Raw genomic sequence first — 16,327 nt, forward strand, 5'->3', positions numbered from 1 at the left:
GACTCACCCCACCGAGAACGTGACTCAGGAGCCTGCCGTTTCTGAGGCGAAGACCGGTCGAGACAAGCCCCTCGGCGGCCGATTCGTCGGCGCCGCGTCGAACTACCTCGACGAGCGCACGAGCATGTCGGGCATCGTCAAGGAACTCGGCCGCAAGATCTTCCCCGACCACTGGTCGTTCATGCTGGGCGAGATCGCCCTGTGGAGCTTCGTGGTCGTCCTCCTGTCCGGTGTGTTCCTGACCTTCTTCTTCCAGGCCTCCATGGTGCCCACGCACTACACCGGCGCGTACATCCCGATGCGCGGTGTCGAGATGTCGGCGGCGATGGATTCCGCGCTGCGGATCTCGTTCGACATCCGCGGCGGCCTGCTGGTTCGTCAGATGCACCACTGGGCGGCGCTGGTCTTCGTCGCCGGTATCGGCGTCCACATGCTCCGGGTCTTCTTCACCGGGGCCTTCCGCAAGCCGCGCGAGCTGAACTGGGTCATCGGATTCGTCCTGTTCATCCTCGCGATGGCCGAGGGCTTCACCGGCTACTCCCTGCCCGATGACCTTCTCTCGGGCAACGGCCTGCGCATCATCGACGGCATGATCAAGGGCATCCCGCTGATCGGCACCTGGACCTCGTTCCTGCTGTTCGGCGGCGAGTTCCCGGGCATGCAGATCGTCGGTCGCTTGTACACGCTGCACATCCTGCTGCTGCCGGCCATCCTCGTGGCCCTGCTGGCACTGCACCTCATGTTGATGATCATCAACAAGCACACGCAGTTCGCCGGGCCCGGCCGCACCAACAGCAACGTCGTGGGCTTCCCCATGATGCCCGTGTACATGTCGAAGATGGGCGGATTCTTCTTCATCGTCTTCGGTGTCATCGTCCTGATCGCGTCGCTGTTCACGATCAACCCGATCTGGAACTACGGACCGTACGACCCGTCGCCGGTCTCCGCCGGCACCCAGCCGGACTGGTACATCGGGTTCGCCGACGGTGCACTGCGCCTCGTGCCGCCGCACTGGGAGTTCGTGTTCCTCGACCGGACCTGGTCGATGAACATCCTCGTGCCCATCGCGGTACTCGGTCTGTTCATCGTGCTCGTCTTGATCTACCCGTTCATCGAGGCATGGATCACCGGCGACAAGCGCGAGCACCACATCGCGCAGCGCCCGCGCAACGCCGCCACCCGCACCGCGATCGGTGCCGCCGGCGTCGTGTTCTACGCGGTTCTGTGGGCCGCCGCCTCGTCCGACATCATCGCCACCCACTTCAAGGTGACGATGGAGGGTGTCATCCACAGCCTCCAGGCGATGCTCATCTTCGGGCCGATCATCGCGTACTTCGTGACGAAGCGCATCTGCATCGCGCTCCAGAAGAAGGACCGCGAGATCGTGCTGCACGGATACGAGTCCGGGCGCATCGTCCGCCTTCCCGGCGGTGAGTTCATCGAGGTGCACCAGCCCGTCGATGAATATGAGCGCTGGCGCCTGATCGACGCCGAGACGTACGAGCCGCTCGTGGTTCGCCCCAACGACAAGGGACGTATCCCGTGGCACGCCAATCTCCGCGCGTCGCTGTCGCGGTGGTTCTTCGAGGACCGTCTCGCGCCGCTCACGCAGGCCGAGCTCGACGAGGCAACCGCGCACCAGCATCACACGCTGGAGCACATCGCCTCGGAGGAGGACGCAGAGATCCAGGGAGCCCACGAGCGTGCCGGCGTCCCCGACGCGCCGCACGTTCCGATCGACGACGGCCACAACCCCGAGACGGCCAACCGACCGTCGAACGTGATCGTCCCGGACGAGGACGACAAGAAGTAGTCGGCACGACATCCGGTGGCCGTCTCCCGCGGGAGGCGGCCACCGTCACGTTAACCTGATCACATGACGATCGACGCCCTTTCGTATTTCGAGAACAAGCTCGCGCACGAGACCGACGCGAGCGACGTGTACACCGCGCAGAAGGCCGGCGAGGATTTCGTCCTCGTCGATGTGCGCGGCGACGACGCATGGCGGCAGGGACGGATCCGCGGCGCGGTCCACCTTCCGCACCAGCGGATCGCAGCGGAGGCCGGTGCCCTCATCGACGTCGCCACACCGGTCGTGGTGTACTGCTGGAGCCCCGGATGCAACGGCGGAGCCAAAGGCGCAGCCGCGTTCGCACGGTTGGGGTACGCCGTGAAGGAGATGATCGGCGGATACGAGTACTGGGTTCGCGAGGGACAGCCCACCGTCGACGACACCGGAGAACTCCCCCGCGTCTTCGACCCGCAGGTCATGGTCGTTCGCCCCTGACCCGTCACCCGGGGTCGGGTGCCGGGTCGATCAGGCCGTCCGCTCGGCCTCCCAGAGCTCATCCTCGTCGAGCCCCTCGGCGAACCGCCCCTCCGCCGCTCCGGCGAACTGCACGCGCTCCGGCGCGCTCGCGTTCTCAACGGGCATCACGTCGCAGACGACCGCGGTGACGTTGTCGAGTGTTCCGGCCTCCAGCGCGAGACGCACAAGCTCGTCAGCGGCTTCCTGGGGCGTCCTCGCCCGGTCGACGACGGTCCGCGCCACATCGTCCTCCGGAACGTAGTCGGTCAGCCCGTCGCTGCACAGCAGCCAGCGATCGGCAGCTCGCAGAGAGGTCTCGGCGACCGCGACGACATCCGCCTCTCCACCGCCCAGCGAAGCGGTGATGATGTTTCGACGGGGGTGGGTCGCCGCCTCTTCCGGTGCGATGATCCCCCGGTCGACGAGGACCTGCACGTATGAATCATCGCGGGTCTGCCGCTCGAAGCGACCATCCCTTACGCGATACGCACGCGAGTCGCCCGAATGGGCGATGAGGAGATCGTCAGCGTCGGTGAGGAACACGCCCGTGAAGGTCGTGGCCATGCCGCGAAGCGATGGATCACGCTCGGCATGCGCGCGCAGATCCCAATTCGCCTCGAGAATCCGCTCCCGCAGGGCCTGAGCGGTCCACGAGGCCACGCGTCCCGCGACGAGACGGTGGACCAGAGCCGCCGACGCGAGATCACCCGATGGCCCGCCACCGACACCGTCGGCAACGGCGGCTCCCCACGACGACGCGAAGGCCGCGTCCTGATTCGTCTCACGGTAGGAGCCGACATCGGACGCGGCGGCCGCGACCAGGCGATATGCCACGCTCAGCGTGCGAAGTAACCGCGGTAGTACTCGTAAACCCAGCCGACGATCGCGACAAGGAAGATCGCAAAACCGATCGGCACCATCCACGAGCCGACAGCGAGGCCGATGAACGCGATCGAGGCCGAGAACGCCAGCACGATCGGCCACCATGACCACGGACTGAACTCACCGAGCTCGGGGTCACCGTCGTCGATGTCCGCCGTGAGCACGTCCTCGGGCAGCTCTCCGCCCTGTGCCTTGTGGACACGGTCGACATAGAAGGCGATCATGACGCCCATGAAGCCCGCGAAGAACAGCGCTACCGTCCCCACCCACTCGACGGCGGTGTACCACGGCAGCTCGGGCGCCGAGATGATGTTCCACACGGTGTAGACGACACCGATGAGGAAGAAGAAGGCGGTGAGGATCCACCACAGTCCGACGTTGGTACGCACTTACTTGACCTCTCCCTGAGCGACGTCGACAACCGGGGTCTGCGGGGCGTCCTTCGCGGGCCCCACACCGACGGGCAGGCCCGCTTCGGGGTGGTTGAGGTCGAACGCCGGACGCTCGCTGCGGATACGCGGGATCGACGTGAAGTTATGACGGGGCGGCGGGCAGGAGGTCGCCCACTCGAGCGACCCTCCGTAGCCCCACGGGTCGTTGACCGTCACCTTCGGCGCCTTGCGCGAGGTCAGCCACACGTTGAAGAGGAACGGGATCATCGAGGCACCGAGCACGATCGAACCGATCGTGCTGACCTGGTTCTGCCACGTCCACCCATCGGCGGCCGAGTAGTCCGCGTAGCGACGCACCATCCCGTCGACGCCCAGCCAGTGCTGGATGAGGAAGGTCATGTGGAAGCCGATGAACAAGAGCCAGAAGTGCACGTAGCCGAGGCGCTCATTGAGCATGCGACCCGTCCACTTCGGCCACCAGAAGTAGAAGCCGGCGAACATCGCGAACACGACCGTGCCGAACACCACGTAGTGGAAGTGTGCCACGACGAAGTAGGAGTCGGAGAGATGGAAGTCCAGCGGCGGCGACGCCAGGATCACACCGGTCAGACCACCGAAGACGAACGAGATCAGGAATCCGAGGGCGAAGACCATCGGCGTCTCGAATGTCACCGAGCCTCGCCACAGCGTGCCGATCCAGTTGAAGATCTTCACGCCCGTGGGCACGGCGATCAGCATCGTCATGACCGCGAAGAACGGCAGCAGGACCCCTCCGGTGACGTACATGTGGTGCGCCCACACGGCCACCGAAAGAGCGGCGATCGCGATCGTGGCGTAGACGAGGGTCTTGTAGCCGAAGATCGGCTTGCGGCTGAAGACCGGGAAGATCTCCGACACGATGCCGAAGAACGGCAGCGCGATGATGTACACCTCGGGGTGCCCGAAGAACCAGAAGAGGTGCTGCCACAGCAGGACGCCGCCGTTCTGCGGGTCGTAGATGTGGGCGCCCAGCACGCGGTCGGCGGCGGCGGCGAGGATCGCGGCGGCGAGCACCGGGAACGCCATCAGGATGAGGATGCTCGTGATGAGGGTGTTCCAGGTGAAGATCGGCATACGCCACATCGTCATGCCCGGTGCGCGCATCGTGAGGATCGTGGTGATGAAGTTGACCGCACCGAGGATCGTTCCGAAACCGCTCATACCGAGGCCGAGCATCCAGAGGTTTCCCCCGACGCCCGGTGAGAAGCTCGCGTTGGCGAGCGGCTGGTAGGCGAACCAGCCGAAGGCGGCCGCGCCCTGCGGGGTGAGGAATCCGGCGACGGCGATGGTGGAGCCGAACAGGAACAGCCAGAAGGCGAAAGCGTTCAGCCTCGGGAACGCGACGTCGGGCGCGCCGATCTGCAGCGGGAGGATCGCGTTGGCGAAGCCGGCGAACAGCGGCGTCGCGAACATCAGCAGCATGATCGTGCCGTGCATCGTGAACAGCTGGTTGTACTGCTCCTTGGTGGGCACGATCTGCATGCCGGGCTCGAACAGCTCCGCACGGATGATCAGCGCCATGACGCCGCCCAGCATGAAGAACAGCACCGAGGCGATCAGATACATGTAGCCGATCGTCTTGTGGTCCGTGGAGGTGATCCACTTGACCACGATGTTGCCCTTCTGCTCGACGCGCGTGGAGCTCATGAGGGCAGCCTGACGAGGCGGCACCGTCTTGGGACGGGTGGATTCCGGCAGAGTCGTGGCCATGATCACTCGTCTCCCTCGGAGCTGGCGCCCGTCCCGGGCAGGTTCTGGAGGCGGTCGTACGCCTCGTTGATGTTGCCGGTCTGGCCAGCGGCCTCGAGCGACGCGAGATAGTCCTCGTACTCGGCTTCGCTGACGACCTTCACGTTGAAGAGCATCATCGAGTGGTACTCACCGCAGAGCTCGGCGCACTTGCCGGCGTACTCACCCTCGCGAGTCGGCGTGAAGGACCAGTAGTTGTCCTTGCCGATGTACATGTCCTTCTTGTAGAGGAAGTCGATGATCCAGAAGGAGTGGATGACGTCGCGGGAGTTCAGCTTGATCTCGACCGTCTTGTCCACCGGCAGGTAGAGCGTCGGCAGCTGCTCCTGGTCGATGTTGCCCTGTGCGTCCGGCTGCGCCTGGATCCCCATGGTCCAGACCGCGTCGGAGCCGTCCTCCTGATCGCCGTTGTACTGGAAATCCCAGGCCCACTGCTTGCCGATCGCCGTGATCGACACGTCCGGGTCGTCGTACCGGGTCTCGAGGATCGCCTGGTCGCGTGCCGTGAAGGCGAAGAAGCCGACGACGAGGATCAGCGGCACGATCGTGTAGAAGATCTCGATCGGCATGTTGTAGCGCAGCTGGACCGGCAGACCGGTCTGACCCTTGCGGCGACGGTATGCGACCATCGCCCAGAGCATCAGGCCCCAAGTGACCACGCCGACGGCGAGAAGCACGATCCAGGAGTTGACCCACAGGCCGGAGACCATCTCGGTCTTGTCGGTGGCGGGCACGCCGTCCTCGGTGAATCCGGGGAGGAATCCGTTCAGCTCCGTCGGAGTGCATCCGGCGAGGACTGCGGCCGTTGCGATCCCGATGGGGAGAACGGCCCAGCGGAGACGGCGTTTCGAGTGCACGGTGCACCTTTCCGGGTCGCGGGTATTGCTCCAGCCAGTCTAGAGCAACCTCCCATGCACTTCAGGCCAACCACACAGGTCGACCTCCGCGGGCACAGGTGACGCGGAACGGGTCCGAGGGTTTCGCACAACCCGCCGGACCCGTCGGAAACGGCTCGTGATCAGTGGAAGCTGTCGCCGCAGGCGCAGCTGCCGGCTGCGTTGGGATTGTCGATGGTGAACCCCTGCTCCGAGATGGTGTCCTTGAAGTCGATCTGGGCACCGTCGAGGTACGGGACGCTCATCTCGTCGACGATGACCTCGACGCCGTCGAAGTCGACGGCCTTGTCGCCGTCGAGGAAGCGCTCGTCGAAGTAGAGCTGGTAGATCAGGCCGCTGCAGCCGCCCGGCTGGACGGCCACCCGCAGACGAAGGTCGTCGCGGCCCTCCTGCTCGAGGAGGCTCTTCACCTTCTGCGCGGCCGCGTCCGTCAGTGCGACGCCGTGCTCGGGGGCGATCTGTTCGGTCGTCAGGGCGGTGTCGGTCATGACGCTCCTTCGGTGTGGGCCGCGCGCGGGCGCGGCGACGATGGCTCGATTCTACGCGTCGCCTGCGCTCAGCGGGCGATCAGCGCCCGCGACGGTCCAGCCGCGCCAGCAGCAGGGCCTCCGACGTCAGCGCGTGGCGGAAGGTGTCGAGGTGAAGAGACTCATTGGGGCTGTGTGCACGGGCGTGCGGATCTTCGACGCCCGTGACCAGGATCTGCGCGTCGGGGAACTCCCGAACGAGATCGGAGATGAAGGGGATCGATCCGCCGACGCCGAGGTCGACCGGATCGACGCCGTAGCCGTCGGCGAGAGCGCCCCGTGCTTCCGCGACGGCCCAACCCGCGGTGTCGACGAGGAATCCGTCACCGAGGTCGACGTCGCTGAAGCTCAGTTGCGCCCCCCACGGCGCACGGGCTCGCAGGTGCGCCTCGATCGCGGCGTAGGCCTCGGCGGCGGATTGTCCCGGGGCGATACGCGCGCTGACGACGACGGACACCTCGGGGTTCAGCGTGTTGGAGGCATTCCGGACGCTCGGGGCGTCGATGCCCGTGACGGTCAGGGACGGCTTGTTCCACAGCCGCCCGAGGATCGGCCCGGTGCCGATCGGCTCGACACCGTCCGGCAGTCCCGCCTCCGAGCGCAGCTGGGACTCGCCGTACTCCGGCGTCTCGGTGTCTCGGGTGGACAGACCGTCCACGGCCACGGACCCGTCAGCGTCCCAGAGGGTGGACAGCAGAGCGACCGTGGCCATCATCGCGTCCGGCACCGCTCCCCCGAACATGCCGGAGTGAGAGGCATGGTCCAGGGTGCGCACGGTCAGCGTGAACCGCGCATTGCCTCGGAGCGAGACCGTCAACGCCGGTGTGGTCGCGTCCCAGTTCGTGGAGTCGGCCACCACGATCACATCCGCGCGAAGATCGTCGGCGTTGTCGGAGAGGAACTGCGCGAACGAACGGGATCCCGCCTCCTCCTCTCCTTCGATGAACAGCGCCAGGCCCAGGTCGAAGTCGGGGCCGGCGGCGTCGACGAGCGCACGGATGGCGCCGATGTGCGCCATGATCCCGGCCTTGTCGTCCGCGGCACCGCGGCCGTAGAGTCTTCCGCCGCGCACGGTCGGCTCGAAAGGCGGCGTCTCCCACAGATCCTCGTCCCCGACGGGTTGGACGTCGTGGTGCGCGTACAGCAAGACCGTGGGACGCCCATTGCGGGCGGCACGGCGGGCGAGGACCGCCGGCATGCCCATCTCGTCGGTGCCGGGGATCGGCGCGCGCCGGATGGACACGTCGTCGAACACCCCGGTCTCCTCGGCGAGCCGCGCGACGGCCTCCGCGGTGCGACCGACCTCCGACTCGTCGAAGCCCGGGAAGGCGACGGAGGGAATGCGCACCAGCTCGCCGAGATCGGCCAGCGCGGACGGGATGCGTGCGGCCGCCGCGGTGATGACCGCGTCGTCGTGGGTCTGCTCAGAAGCCATGCGGGTAATCTTAAGTGCAGCATCACCCGCGATCCGAGGATTCATCGTGCCCAACACCCCCGCCGCACCGGCGCCCAAGGACGAGTCGACCGAGACGTCGGCCGCCGGCAAGGGCCGCCCCACCCCCTCCCGTGCCGAACGGGAGGCTGCCCGCAAGCGCCCGCTCGTGCCCGACACCAAGGAGGCGAAGGCGCGGCAACGTGCCGAATTGGCGGCCAAACGCGAGAAGGCGCGGCAGGGCATGGCGGCGGGCGAGGAGAAGTACCTGCCCCAACGCGACAAGGGGCCGCAACGCAGGTTCGTCCGCGATTTCGTCGATGCCGGGTGGCACCTCGCCGAGTTCGTGATGCCGGCGATGATCCTCGTGATCATCGCCACGCTCGTCCCGATCGTCGAGGTGCAGTACTACGCGCTGCTCGCCCTGTGGGGCTTCATCATCTTCGTCGTCGGCGACATGGTGTACACCTCCATCCGCGTCAAGAGCGCCGCGAAGGCGAAGTTCGGCGAGGACCGGGTCGAGAAGGGTCTCGGCTGGTACGGCGCGATGCGCATCGTGCAGATGCGCTTCCTCCGTCTGCCCAAGCCTCAGGTCAAGCGGGGCGAGTACCCCGTCTGAGCGCGACCAGGCGCCGGTTCACCTGACGGGCCCAGAGGGGACCGCGGTAGAGGAACGCGGTGTAGCCCTGCACGAGGGTCGCACCGGCCTCCAGACGCTCCTGCACATCATCGCCCGTCTCGATCCCGCCGACCGAGACGACGCAGAAGTCGGGGTCAGGCACGGCTGACCGCACGAGTCGCAGCACTTCCATCGCGCGACGGCGCAGCGGGCCGCCGGACAGACCACCGTCACCGGCCGCGGCGACGACCTGCTCCTCGCTGACCAGGCCCTCGCGTGAGATCGTGGTGTTCGTCGCGATGAGACCGGCCAGGCCCAGATCACGCGCAAGCCCCGCGACGGCGGTCACCTGGTCGTCGGGAAGGTCCGGCGCGATCTTGACCAGCAGCGGCGTGTCGCCCGACGCGTCTCGCACCGACTCCAGCAGGGGCCGCAGGGTCTCCACCGCCTGCAGGCCGCGCAGGCCCGGGGTGTTCGGCGAGGACACATTGACCACGAGGTAGTCGGCGATGGGAGCCAACAGCCGGGTGCTCCGGAGGTAATCCTGCGTCGCGGCGTCGACGTCCACCACGCGGCTCTTGCCGATGTTCACGCCCAGCACCGGGCGGGAACGACGACGACGCAGCCTGAGCAACCGGAGTGCCGCCGCCTCTGCGCCGTTGTTGTTGAAGCCCATGCGATTGATCACCGCACGGTCCGGGACCAATCGGAACAGTCGTGGCCGGGGGTTACCGGGCTGCGGGACCGCGGTGACCGTTCCGACCTCCACGTGTCCGAAGCCGAGCGCGTGCAGCCCCGCCGCGCCGTGGACGTTCTTGTCGAAGCCGGCCGCTACCCCGAAGGGCGACTCGAACTCGAGGCCGAGGGCGCGCGTGCGCAACTCCGGAGTGGGAGCAGTGGTTCGGCGGGCGATCGTCGAGACGCCGGGAAGGCCCAGGAATCGGATGACGGCCATCGCGGCATGGTGAGCCGTCTCGGGGTCCATGCGGCTGAGGACGGTCCGGAAGAGGAAGGGATACATCCCCTCCAGGTTATCGTCGGCGGCGATCCCCGTGATCGCGTCTCGGCTCAGCGGTCGGCGGGTCGCTCGGCTTCGGATCGCCCGTAGCGGTTCGGATGGTCCACCCGCAACTGCTCGATCGCCGCCTCGAAGTCCTCGAGCGAATCGAAGGCCTGGTACACGCTCGCGAAGCGGAGGAACGCCACCTCGTCGAGGTCACGCAGCGGACGGAGGATCGCCAATCCGATCTCGTTCGTGTCGATCTGGGATGATCCGGTCTGACGGATCGCCTCCTCGACCGTTTGCGCCAGAACGGCCAGGTCGCTCTCGGTGACCGGTCGACCCTGGCACGCCTTGCGGACCCCGCTCATGACCTTCTCACGACTGAACGGTTCGATCACCCCGGACCGCTTGATCACATTGAGGCTCGCGGTCTCGATCGTCGAGAAGCGACCCCCGCATTGCGGACATTGACGCCGGCGACGGATGCTGAGTCCGTCGTCACTCGTACGCGAATCGATGACCCTCGAGTCGGGGTTGCGGCAGAACGGACAGTGCATGTCGCCTCCTACGCCTCGAACCGCACCGAGACCGCCTCACCGTGGGCCGGCAGCGCTTCGGCCTCGGCCAGCGCGACGATCCCGTCGGCGACATCGGCCAGCGCGTCGCGCCGGTAGTGGATGACCTGCTGCGGGCGCAGGAATGTCGAGGCGGACAGACCGGAGGAGAAGCGTGCCTGGCCGCCGGTGGGCAGCACGTGGTTGCTGCCGGCGAGATAATCGCCGAGGCTCACCGGGGAGTACGCCCCCACGAACACAGCGCCGGCGTTGACGAAACGGTCCACCTGCGGGTCCTCGAGGAAGACCTCGAGGTGCTCTGGCGCGTACGCATTGCTGAAGGCGAGGGCGGTATCGACGTCGTCGACCAGCACGATGGCGGACTGCTCGCCACGCAGCGCCTCCATCGCGCGGTCGGCGTTCCTCGTCGCCACCACGCGCGTCTCGACCTGCGACGCGACCGCGTCGGCCAACGCCGGCGAGTCGGTCACGAGCACGGCGGACGCCTGCTCATCGTGTTCGGCTTGACTGATCAGATCGGCCGCCACCAGTCGGGGATCGGCGCTCGCGTCCGCGACGATCAGGATCTCGGTCGCACCCGCTTCGGAGTCGACGCCGACGAAACCGGCGACGACGCGCTTGGCGGAGGCGACGAAATTGTTCCCCGGGCCCGTCACGACGTCAACCGGGTCGAGTCCGATCTCGGGCACTCCGTGGGCGAAGGCTGCAACGGCTCCTGCGCCGCCGACCGCGTAGACCTCGTCGACACCGAGGAGACGCGCGGCGGCGAGGATGTCGGGGTGCACCCGCCCGGCGTGATCGGCCTGGGGCGGCGAGGCAAGGGCGATGCGTGCGACTCCGGCGACCTGCGCGGGCACCACGTTCATCACCACCGACGAGGGATAGACCGCCTTGCCTCCGGGCACGTAGACGCCGGCGCGGCCGACCGGCCGCCAACGTTGCTCGACGACAGCGCCGGGGGCCAGTTCGGTGCGCCGTGCGGGCGGCACCTGCGCGACGGACGCCCGCCGAACGCGGGAGATCGCCTCCTCGAGGGCATCGCGTACACGGTCGTCCAGGCCGGCCAGCGCCTCGTCGAAGTGCTCCGCGGGCACGCGGAGCGCGTGTCCTTCGACGCGATCGAAGCGTGCCGCCTGCTCACGGAGCGCCGCTTCGCCGCGTTCCGCGACGTCCGAGACGATCGCCGCGGCAGCGGTCAGCGCGTCGGCGCGTGCCACACCCGCACGGGGCACGGCGGCGAGCAGTTCCGCGGGCGTGAGAGCACGGCCGCGAAGGTCGATGGTGCGGAGCATCCCTCTAGGTTAACCGCTGCGGTTCAGCCGCGAGTGACTCCGTCGATATCGTGCAGGAACCCGACGGTCCCGTCCTCGTCCCGGACGACGAAGACCTCACCGCGGTCCTCGATGACGAGGGCCCACGCGGTCGGTCCGATGCGGAACAGCGGCGCACCGCCTTCGTCGACCACGTCGCGCTCCTCGGGCACGAGCGCCCAGAAGGCCTGTTGACGCGCAGGTCGCTCGATCTCGATCGTCTCGTCCGCGTCGACGGCCTCGAAGGTCCCGCGGGTCTGGTTGGGTGTGAAGTCGTCCGCATCGACGTCGGCCATGGGGGCCTCGTACCGGGCCTCACCGGTCCACTCGGCACCGGGGGCGGTGTCCTCCTGGTCGACGGGTACGTGAGCGGGGCGTGGCTCCACGGCCCGGACGGGGCGTGCGCTGCGGTGGGCGGGCACCTCCGGTCGGCCCTGGAAGTCCTGCGAGAAGGGCGGGATGACCGGCGCGAGCACCGTCAACACCACACCGACGAGCATGAGCACGAGCTCGACCCAGATCACCCACGAGCGCAGCCACAGTCCACTGTCGATCGCCACGGCGACCGTCTCCCACACCATCTGGAGCCAGAGCAGAGCGGCGAAGGAGAACACCACCGAGGCGAACTGATCGATGCCGAGGGAACCGACTCGACGGATGCCCTGCGGCGAGAGCCGGCGCAGGGCGAGCAGGAACACCGCGACGGTGGGAAGACCGATCGTGATGATCCACAACAGTCCGGACGTCCAGACGGAGTCGAAACGCGCGACCGTGACCGAGAAGAAGGACACGACGAAGGCGACGAGCCACACTCCCCCCAAGGTGACCTCGCGGATCGTGAACGGGCCGACTCCGTACTGCGGGGCGACGCCCTCCGACGGCGCGGTCTCGGCCGTCGGGCTCGCTGTCTCCTGCGGCGTGGTGTCGTCGTACTGCTCGTCGGTCACAATCGTCCTTCCCTGCGCGCGGTGCGCACGCGCCGTCCGATCCTACCCGCGCGTGATGAGACGCACATGAGACACGGCCGACCGGTCGAGCCGCGTCAGCCGAGACAATTCGGCCCGAGGAGCCCCTTCAGATCCCCGTACAGGTCCGCCGAGACGGTGACGGGCAGGGGGACCTCGAAGATCTTCGCCGTGCCGCCTTTGTGCAGCCGCAGTGTGACCTCGGTGTCTCCGGCGTGCCGCTGGAGCACGTCGGCAAGGTCGTTCACGAGGCGTTCGGTGGCGCGCTGCTCCGGCACCGCGAGCACGAGGGGACCCGCGGGATCGAAGCTTCCCAGGTCGGGGGCGAACGCCGCCTGCGCGTGCAGATTGAGACCGTCGTCCCGGCGGGACACGCGACCGCGGACGACGAGGATCGAATCCGCCTGCAGCATCGATTGGAACTCCGTGTAGGTCTTGCCCATGAACATGACCGTCACCTCGCCGTCGAAGTCCTCGACGGTGATCATGCCGTACGGGTTGCCGCTCGATTTGGCGACTCGATGCTGCACGCTCGTGAGCAGTCCCGCGACCGTCACCTGGTCCCCATCCTGCAGCTCCTCGGACGCGAGCAGGTCGTGGATGGAGATCGACGCGTGCTTGGCGAGCGGGATCTCGAGCCCCGCCAGGGGGTGATCCGACACGTACAGCCCGAGCATGTCTCGCTCGAAGGCGAGCTTGTCCTTCTTGGTCCACTCCGGACGCTCGGGCACCTTGGCCACCTGTTGCGGCTCGTCATCCCCCCAGAGGCTGTCGAAGTCGAACCCCACCTCACCGTGGGCTTCGCGGCGCTTGTCGAGCACGGCTTGTTCCACCGCGTCCTCGTGGATCTCCACGAGCGCGCGTCGGGTGTGTCCGAGCTCGTCGAAGGCGCCCGCCTTGATGAGCGACTCGACCGTCCGCTTGTTCGCGACCTGCGCCGGAACGCGGTTCAGGAAGTCATGGAAGGAGGTGAACGGACCGCTCTGACGCGTCTGAACGATCGCCTCGACGACGTTGGCGCCCACGTTCCGCACCGCTTCGAGACCGAAACGGATGTCCTCGCCGACGGCGGCGAAGAAGCGGATCGACTCCCCCACGTCCGGCGGCAGGACCTTGATGCCCATCCGGCGGCATTCGTTGAGGTAGACGGCGAGCTTGTCGCGCGAGTCCCCCACGCTGGTGAGCAGGGCCGCCATGTACTCCGCCGGGTAATGCGCTTTGAGGTACGCCGTCCAGTAGGAGACGAGTCCATAGGCGGCGGTGTGCGCTTTGTTGAAGGCGTAGTCGGCGAACGACTCCAGCACCCGCCACAGCGTGCCCTGGGCTTCCTCCGAGAATCCCCGCTCGGTCATCCCCCCGAAGAAGATCTCCTTCTGCTTGTCGAGCTCGGACTTCTTCTTCTTGCCCATCGCCCGCCGCAGCAGGTCCGCCTGTCCGAGCGTGTAGCCGGCGACGCGTTGCGCCACCGCCATCACCTGCTCCTGATAGACGATGAGCCCGTACGTCGTGTCGAGGATGTCGGCGAGCGGCTCGGCGAGCTCCGGATGGATCGGTTCGATCTCCTGCTGGCCGTTCTTGCGGAGTGCGTAGTTGATGTGCGAGTTGACCCCCATCGGCCCCGGCCGGTAGAGCGCGAGGACGGCGGAGATGTCCTCGAAGTTGTCCGGCCGCATCAGGCGCAGCAGCGACCGCATGGGTCCACCGTCGAGCTGGAAGACGCCGAGGGTGTCACCTCGCGAGAGAAGCTCGTAGGACGCCTCGTCTTCGAGGTCGAGATCTTCGAGGATGAGCGGGGTGCCGCGGTTCATCTCGATGTTCTCGAGGGCGTCGTTGATGATCGTCAGGTTGCGCAACCCGAGGAAGTCCATCTTGATCAGACCGAGCGACTCGCACGAGGGATAGTCGAACTGCGTCACGATCTGGCCGTCCTGCTCCCGACGCATGATCGGGATGATGTCGAGCAGCGGCTCACTCGACATGATGACGCCCGCCGCATGGACGCCCCATTGGCGCTTGAGGTTCTCCAGTCCCACCGCGGTGTCGAAGACGGTCTTGGCTTCCGGATCCGTCTCGATGAGAGTGCGGAACTCGACGGCTTCCTTGTAGCGCGGATGCTCTTTGTCGAACATGCCGGTCAGCGGGACGTCCTTGCCCATGACCGCCGGCGGCATCGCCTTGGTCAGGCGCTCACCCATGCTGAAGGGGAAGCCCAGCACCCGCCCGGCGTCCTTCAGCGCCTGTTTCGCTTTGATCGTGCCGTAGGTGACGATCTGCGCCACGCGCTCGTCGCCGTACTTCTCGGTCACGTACTGGATGACCTCGCCGCGACGACGGTCGTCGAAGTCGACGTCGAAGTCGGGCATCGACACGCGATCGGGGTTGAGGAAGCGCTCGAAGATGAGGCCGTGCTTGAGGGGGTCCAGGTCGGTGATCTTCATCGCGTACGCCACCATCGAACCGGCTCCGGATCCTCGACCCGGACCGACACGGATCCCGTTGTCCTTCGCCCAGTTGATGAAGTCGGCGACGACGAGGAAGTAGCCGGGGAAACCCATCTGCGTGATGACGCCGGTCTCGTACTCGGCCTGCTTGCGCACGTCGTCGGGGACGCCGCCGGGGTAGCGCTCGTGCAGACCCTTCTCGATCTCCTTGACGAACCAGGAGTCCTCGGTCTCGCCCTCGGGTACCGGGAACCGCGGCATGTAGTTCGCGCTGGTGTTGAACTCCACCTCGCAGCGCTCGGCGATCAGGAGCGTGTTGTCGCACGCCTCCGGATTGTCGCGGAACACCTGACGCATCTCGGCAGGCGACTTGATGTAGTACCCGTCACCGTCGAACTTGAACCGTTTCGGGTCGTCGAGGGTCGATCCGGATTGCACGCACAACAGCGCCGCGTGGCTCTTCGCATCGTGCTGGTGGGTGTAGTGCGAGTCGTTCGTGGCGAGCATCGGGATGTCGAGGTCCCGGGCGATCTTGGTGAGGTCCTCGAGCACCCTCCGTTCGATCGACAGGCCGTGATCCATGATCTCGGCGAAGTAGTTCTCCTTGCCGAAGATGTCCTGGAACTCCGCCGCTGCAGCGCGTGCCGCGTCGTACTGCCCCAGCCGGAGCCTCGTCTGGATCTCACCCGAGGGGCAGCCCGTCGTGGCGATGAGTCCCTTGGAGTACTTCTGCAGGATCTCGCGATCCATGCGGGGCTTGAAGTAGTAGCCCTCCATGCTCGCCAGCGACGACAACCGGAAGAGGTTGTGCATGCCCTCGGTCGACTCCGACAGAAGCGTCATATGGGTGTACGCCCCCGCGCCGGAGACATCGTCGCTGGACTGCTCGGGCGATCCCCACCGCACCCGCGCCTTGTCGGAACGATGCGTTCCGGGGGTCACGTACGCTTCGATCCCGACGATCGGCTTGACCCCCACGTCCTTCGCCGCCTTGTAGAACTCGAAGGCCGCGAAGGTGTTCCCGTGGTCGGTGACCGCGATCGCCGGCATCTCGAGCCGGGCGGCCTCCTGGACCATCGAGTTGATGCGGGCGGCGCCGTCGAGCATCGAGTACTCGCTGTGTACGTGCAGATGAACGAAGGAGTCGGAGGCCACCCGACGAGTCTAAATCGCGCCTCCGACGCCGCGG

14 protein-coding genes are annotated in these 16,327 nt (G+C 66.9%); 3 read left to right on the forward strand and 11 right to left on the reverse strand.

All coding sequences use genetic code 11. The annotated features are described in order from the left end of the window. Window positions 1-19 precede the first annotated feature (19 nt). Together qcrB and RZO50_RS13950 are read left to right on the forward strand one after the other, a co-directional pair. Window positions 20-1,813 carry a cytochrome bc1 complex cytochrome b subunit gene (gene qcrB / locus RZO50_RS13945; RefSeq protein ID WP_322600335.1) on the forward strand — a complete coding sequence of 598 codons (1,794 nt, stop codon included), beginning with the start codon at window positions 20-22 and terminating at the stop codon, window positions 1,811-1,813. A gap of 63 nt (window positions 1,814-1,876) precedes the next feature. Continuing rightward, the gene (locus RZO50_RS13950) at window positions 1,877-2,287 is read left to right on the forward strand and encodes a rhodanese-like domain-containing protein (RefSeq protein WP_322600336.1); all 411 of its coding nucleotides are present in this window, start codon (window positions 1,877-1,879) and stop codon (window positions 2,285-2,287) included. Window positions 2,288-2,317: 30 nt separating this feature from the next. Here the strand turns inward: RZO50_RS13950 and RZO50_RS13955 are convergent, their stop codons facing one another. The 6 genes from RZO50_RS13955 to RZO50_RS13980 form a co-directional block, all read right to left on the reverse strand. After that, the gene (locus RZO50_RS13955; RefSeq protein WP_322600337.1) at window positions 2,318-3,142 is read right to left on the reverse strand and encodes a PP2C family protein-serine/threonine phosphatase; all 825 of its coding nucleotides are present in this window, start codon (window positions 3,140-3,142) and stop codon (window positions 2,318-2,320) included. A gap of 2 nt (window positions 3,143-3,144) precedes the next feature. After that, window positions 3,145-3,579, reverse strand: a complete 435-nt coding sequence (locus RZO50_RS13960) for a cytochrome c oxidase subunit 4 (protein WP_322600338.1) — start codon at window positions 3,577-3,579, stop codon at window positions 3,145-3,147. Further along, the gene (gene ctaD, locus RZO50_RS13965; protein ID WP_322600339.1) at window positions 3,580-5,331 is read right to left on the reverse strand and encodes an aa3-type cytochrome oxidase subunit I; all 1,752 of its coding nucleotides are present in this window, start codon (window positions 5,329-5,331) and stop codon (window positions 3,580-3,582) included. A 2-nt stretch (window positions 5,332-5,333) separates the two neighbouring features. Next, window positions 5,334-6,227, reverse strand: a complete 894-nt coding sequence (gene ctaC / locus RZO50_RS13970) for an aa3-type cytochrome oxidase subunit II (RefSeq protein WP_322600340.1) — start codon at window positions 6,225-6,227, stop codon at window positions 5,334-5,336. A 161-nt stretch (window positions 6,228-6,388) separates the two neighbouring features. Then, window positions 6,389-6,754 (reverse strand): iron-sulfur cluster insertion protein ErpA, encoded by a 366-nt coding sequence (gene erpA / locus RZO50_RS13975; protein WP_322600341.1) that lies wholly within the window; start codon window positions 6,752-6,754, stop codon window positions 6,389-6,391. Between the two features lie 79 nt (window positions 6,755-6,833). Next, window positions 6,834-8,228, reverse strand: a complete 1,395-nt coding sequence (locus tag RZO50_RS13980) for a dipeptidase (protein ID WP_322600342.1) — start codon at window positions 8,226-8,228, stop codon at window positions 6,834-6,836. A 46-nt stretch (window positions 8,229-8,274) separates the two neighbouring features. Here RZO50_RS13980 and RZO50_RS13985 point away from each other — a divergent pair, with 46 nt between their 5' ends. Beyond that, window positions 8,275-8,844 (forward strand): DUF3043 domain-containing protein, encoded by a 570-nt coding sequence (locus RZO50_RS13985; protein WP_322600343.1) that lies wholly within the window; start codon window positions 8,275-8,277, stop codon window positions 8,842-8,844. On the opposite strand, the gene RZO50_RS13990 is transcribed toward RZO50_RS13985, so the two are convergent. The 5 genes from RZO50_RS13990 to dnaE form a co-directional block, all read right to left on the reverse strand. After that, a complete protein-coding gene (locus tag RZO50_RS13990; protein WP_322600344.1) occupies window positions 8,819-9,865 on the reverse strand; it encodes a quinone-dependent dihydroorotate dehydrogenase in 1,047 nt (348 codons plus the stop codon). The two genes, RZO50_RS13985 and RZO50_RS13990, sit on opposite strands and share 26 nt — an antisense overlap. Before the next feature lie 47 nt (window positions 9,866-9,912). Beyond that, the gene (nrdR, locus tag RZO50_RS13995) at window positions 9,913-10,404 is read right to left on the reverse strand and encodes a transcriptional regulator NrdR (protein ID WP_322600345.1); all 492 of its coding nucleotides are present in this window, start codon (window positions 10,402-10,404) and stop codon (window positions 9,913-9,915) included. Between the two features lie 8 nt (window positions 10,405-10,412). Further along, window positions 10,413-11,714, reverse strand: a complete 1,302-nt coding sequence (hisD, locus tag RZO50_RS14000; protein ID WP_322600346.1) for a histidinol dehydrogenase — start codon at window positions 11,712-11,714, stop codon at window positions 10,413-10,415. Between the two features lie 23 nt (window positions 11,715-11,737). Then, on the reverse strand, window positions 11,738-12,679 hold the full coding sequence (locus RZO50_RS14005; RefSeq protein WP_322600347.1) for a hypothetical protein: 942 nt from the start codon (window positions 12,677-12,679) through the stop codon (window positions 11,738-11,740). 95 nt (window positions 12,680-12,774) lie between these two features. After that, window positions 12,775-16,293, reverse strand: coding sequence for a DNA polymerase III subunit alpha (gene dnaE, locus RZO50_RS14010; RefSeq protein WP_322600348.1), 3,519 nt, complete (start codon window positions 16,291-16,293; stop codon window positions 12,775-12,777). Between the last annotated feature and the right edge of the window lie 34 nt (window positions 16,294-16,327).

This window comes from Microbacterium xanthum, assembly GCF_034531355.1.
In the GTDB taxonomy this organism is placed as follows: Bacteria; Actinomycetota; Actinomycetes; order Actinomycetales; family Microbacteriaceae; genus Microbacterium; species Microbacterium xanthum.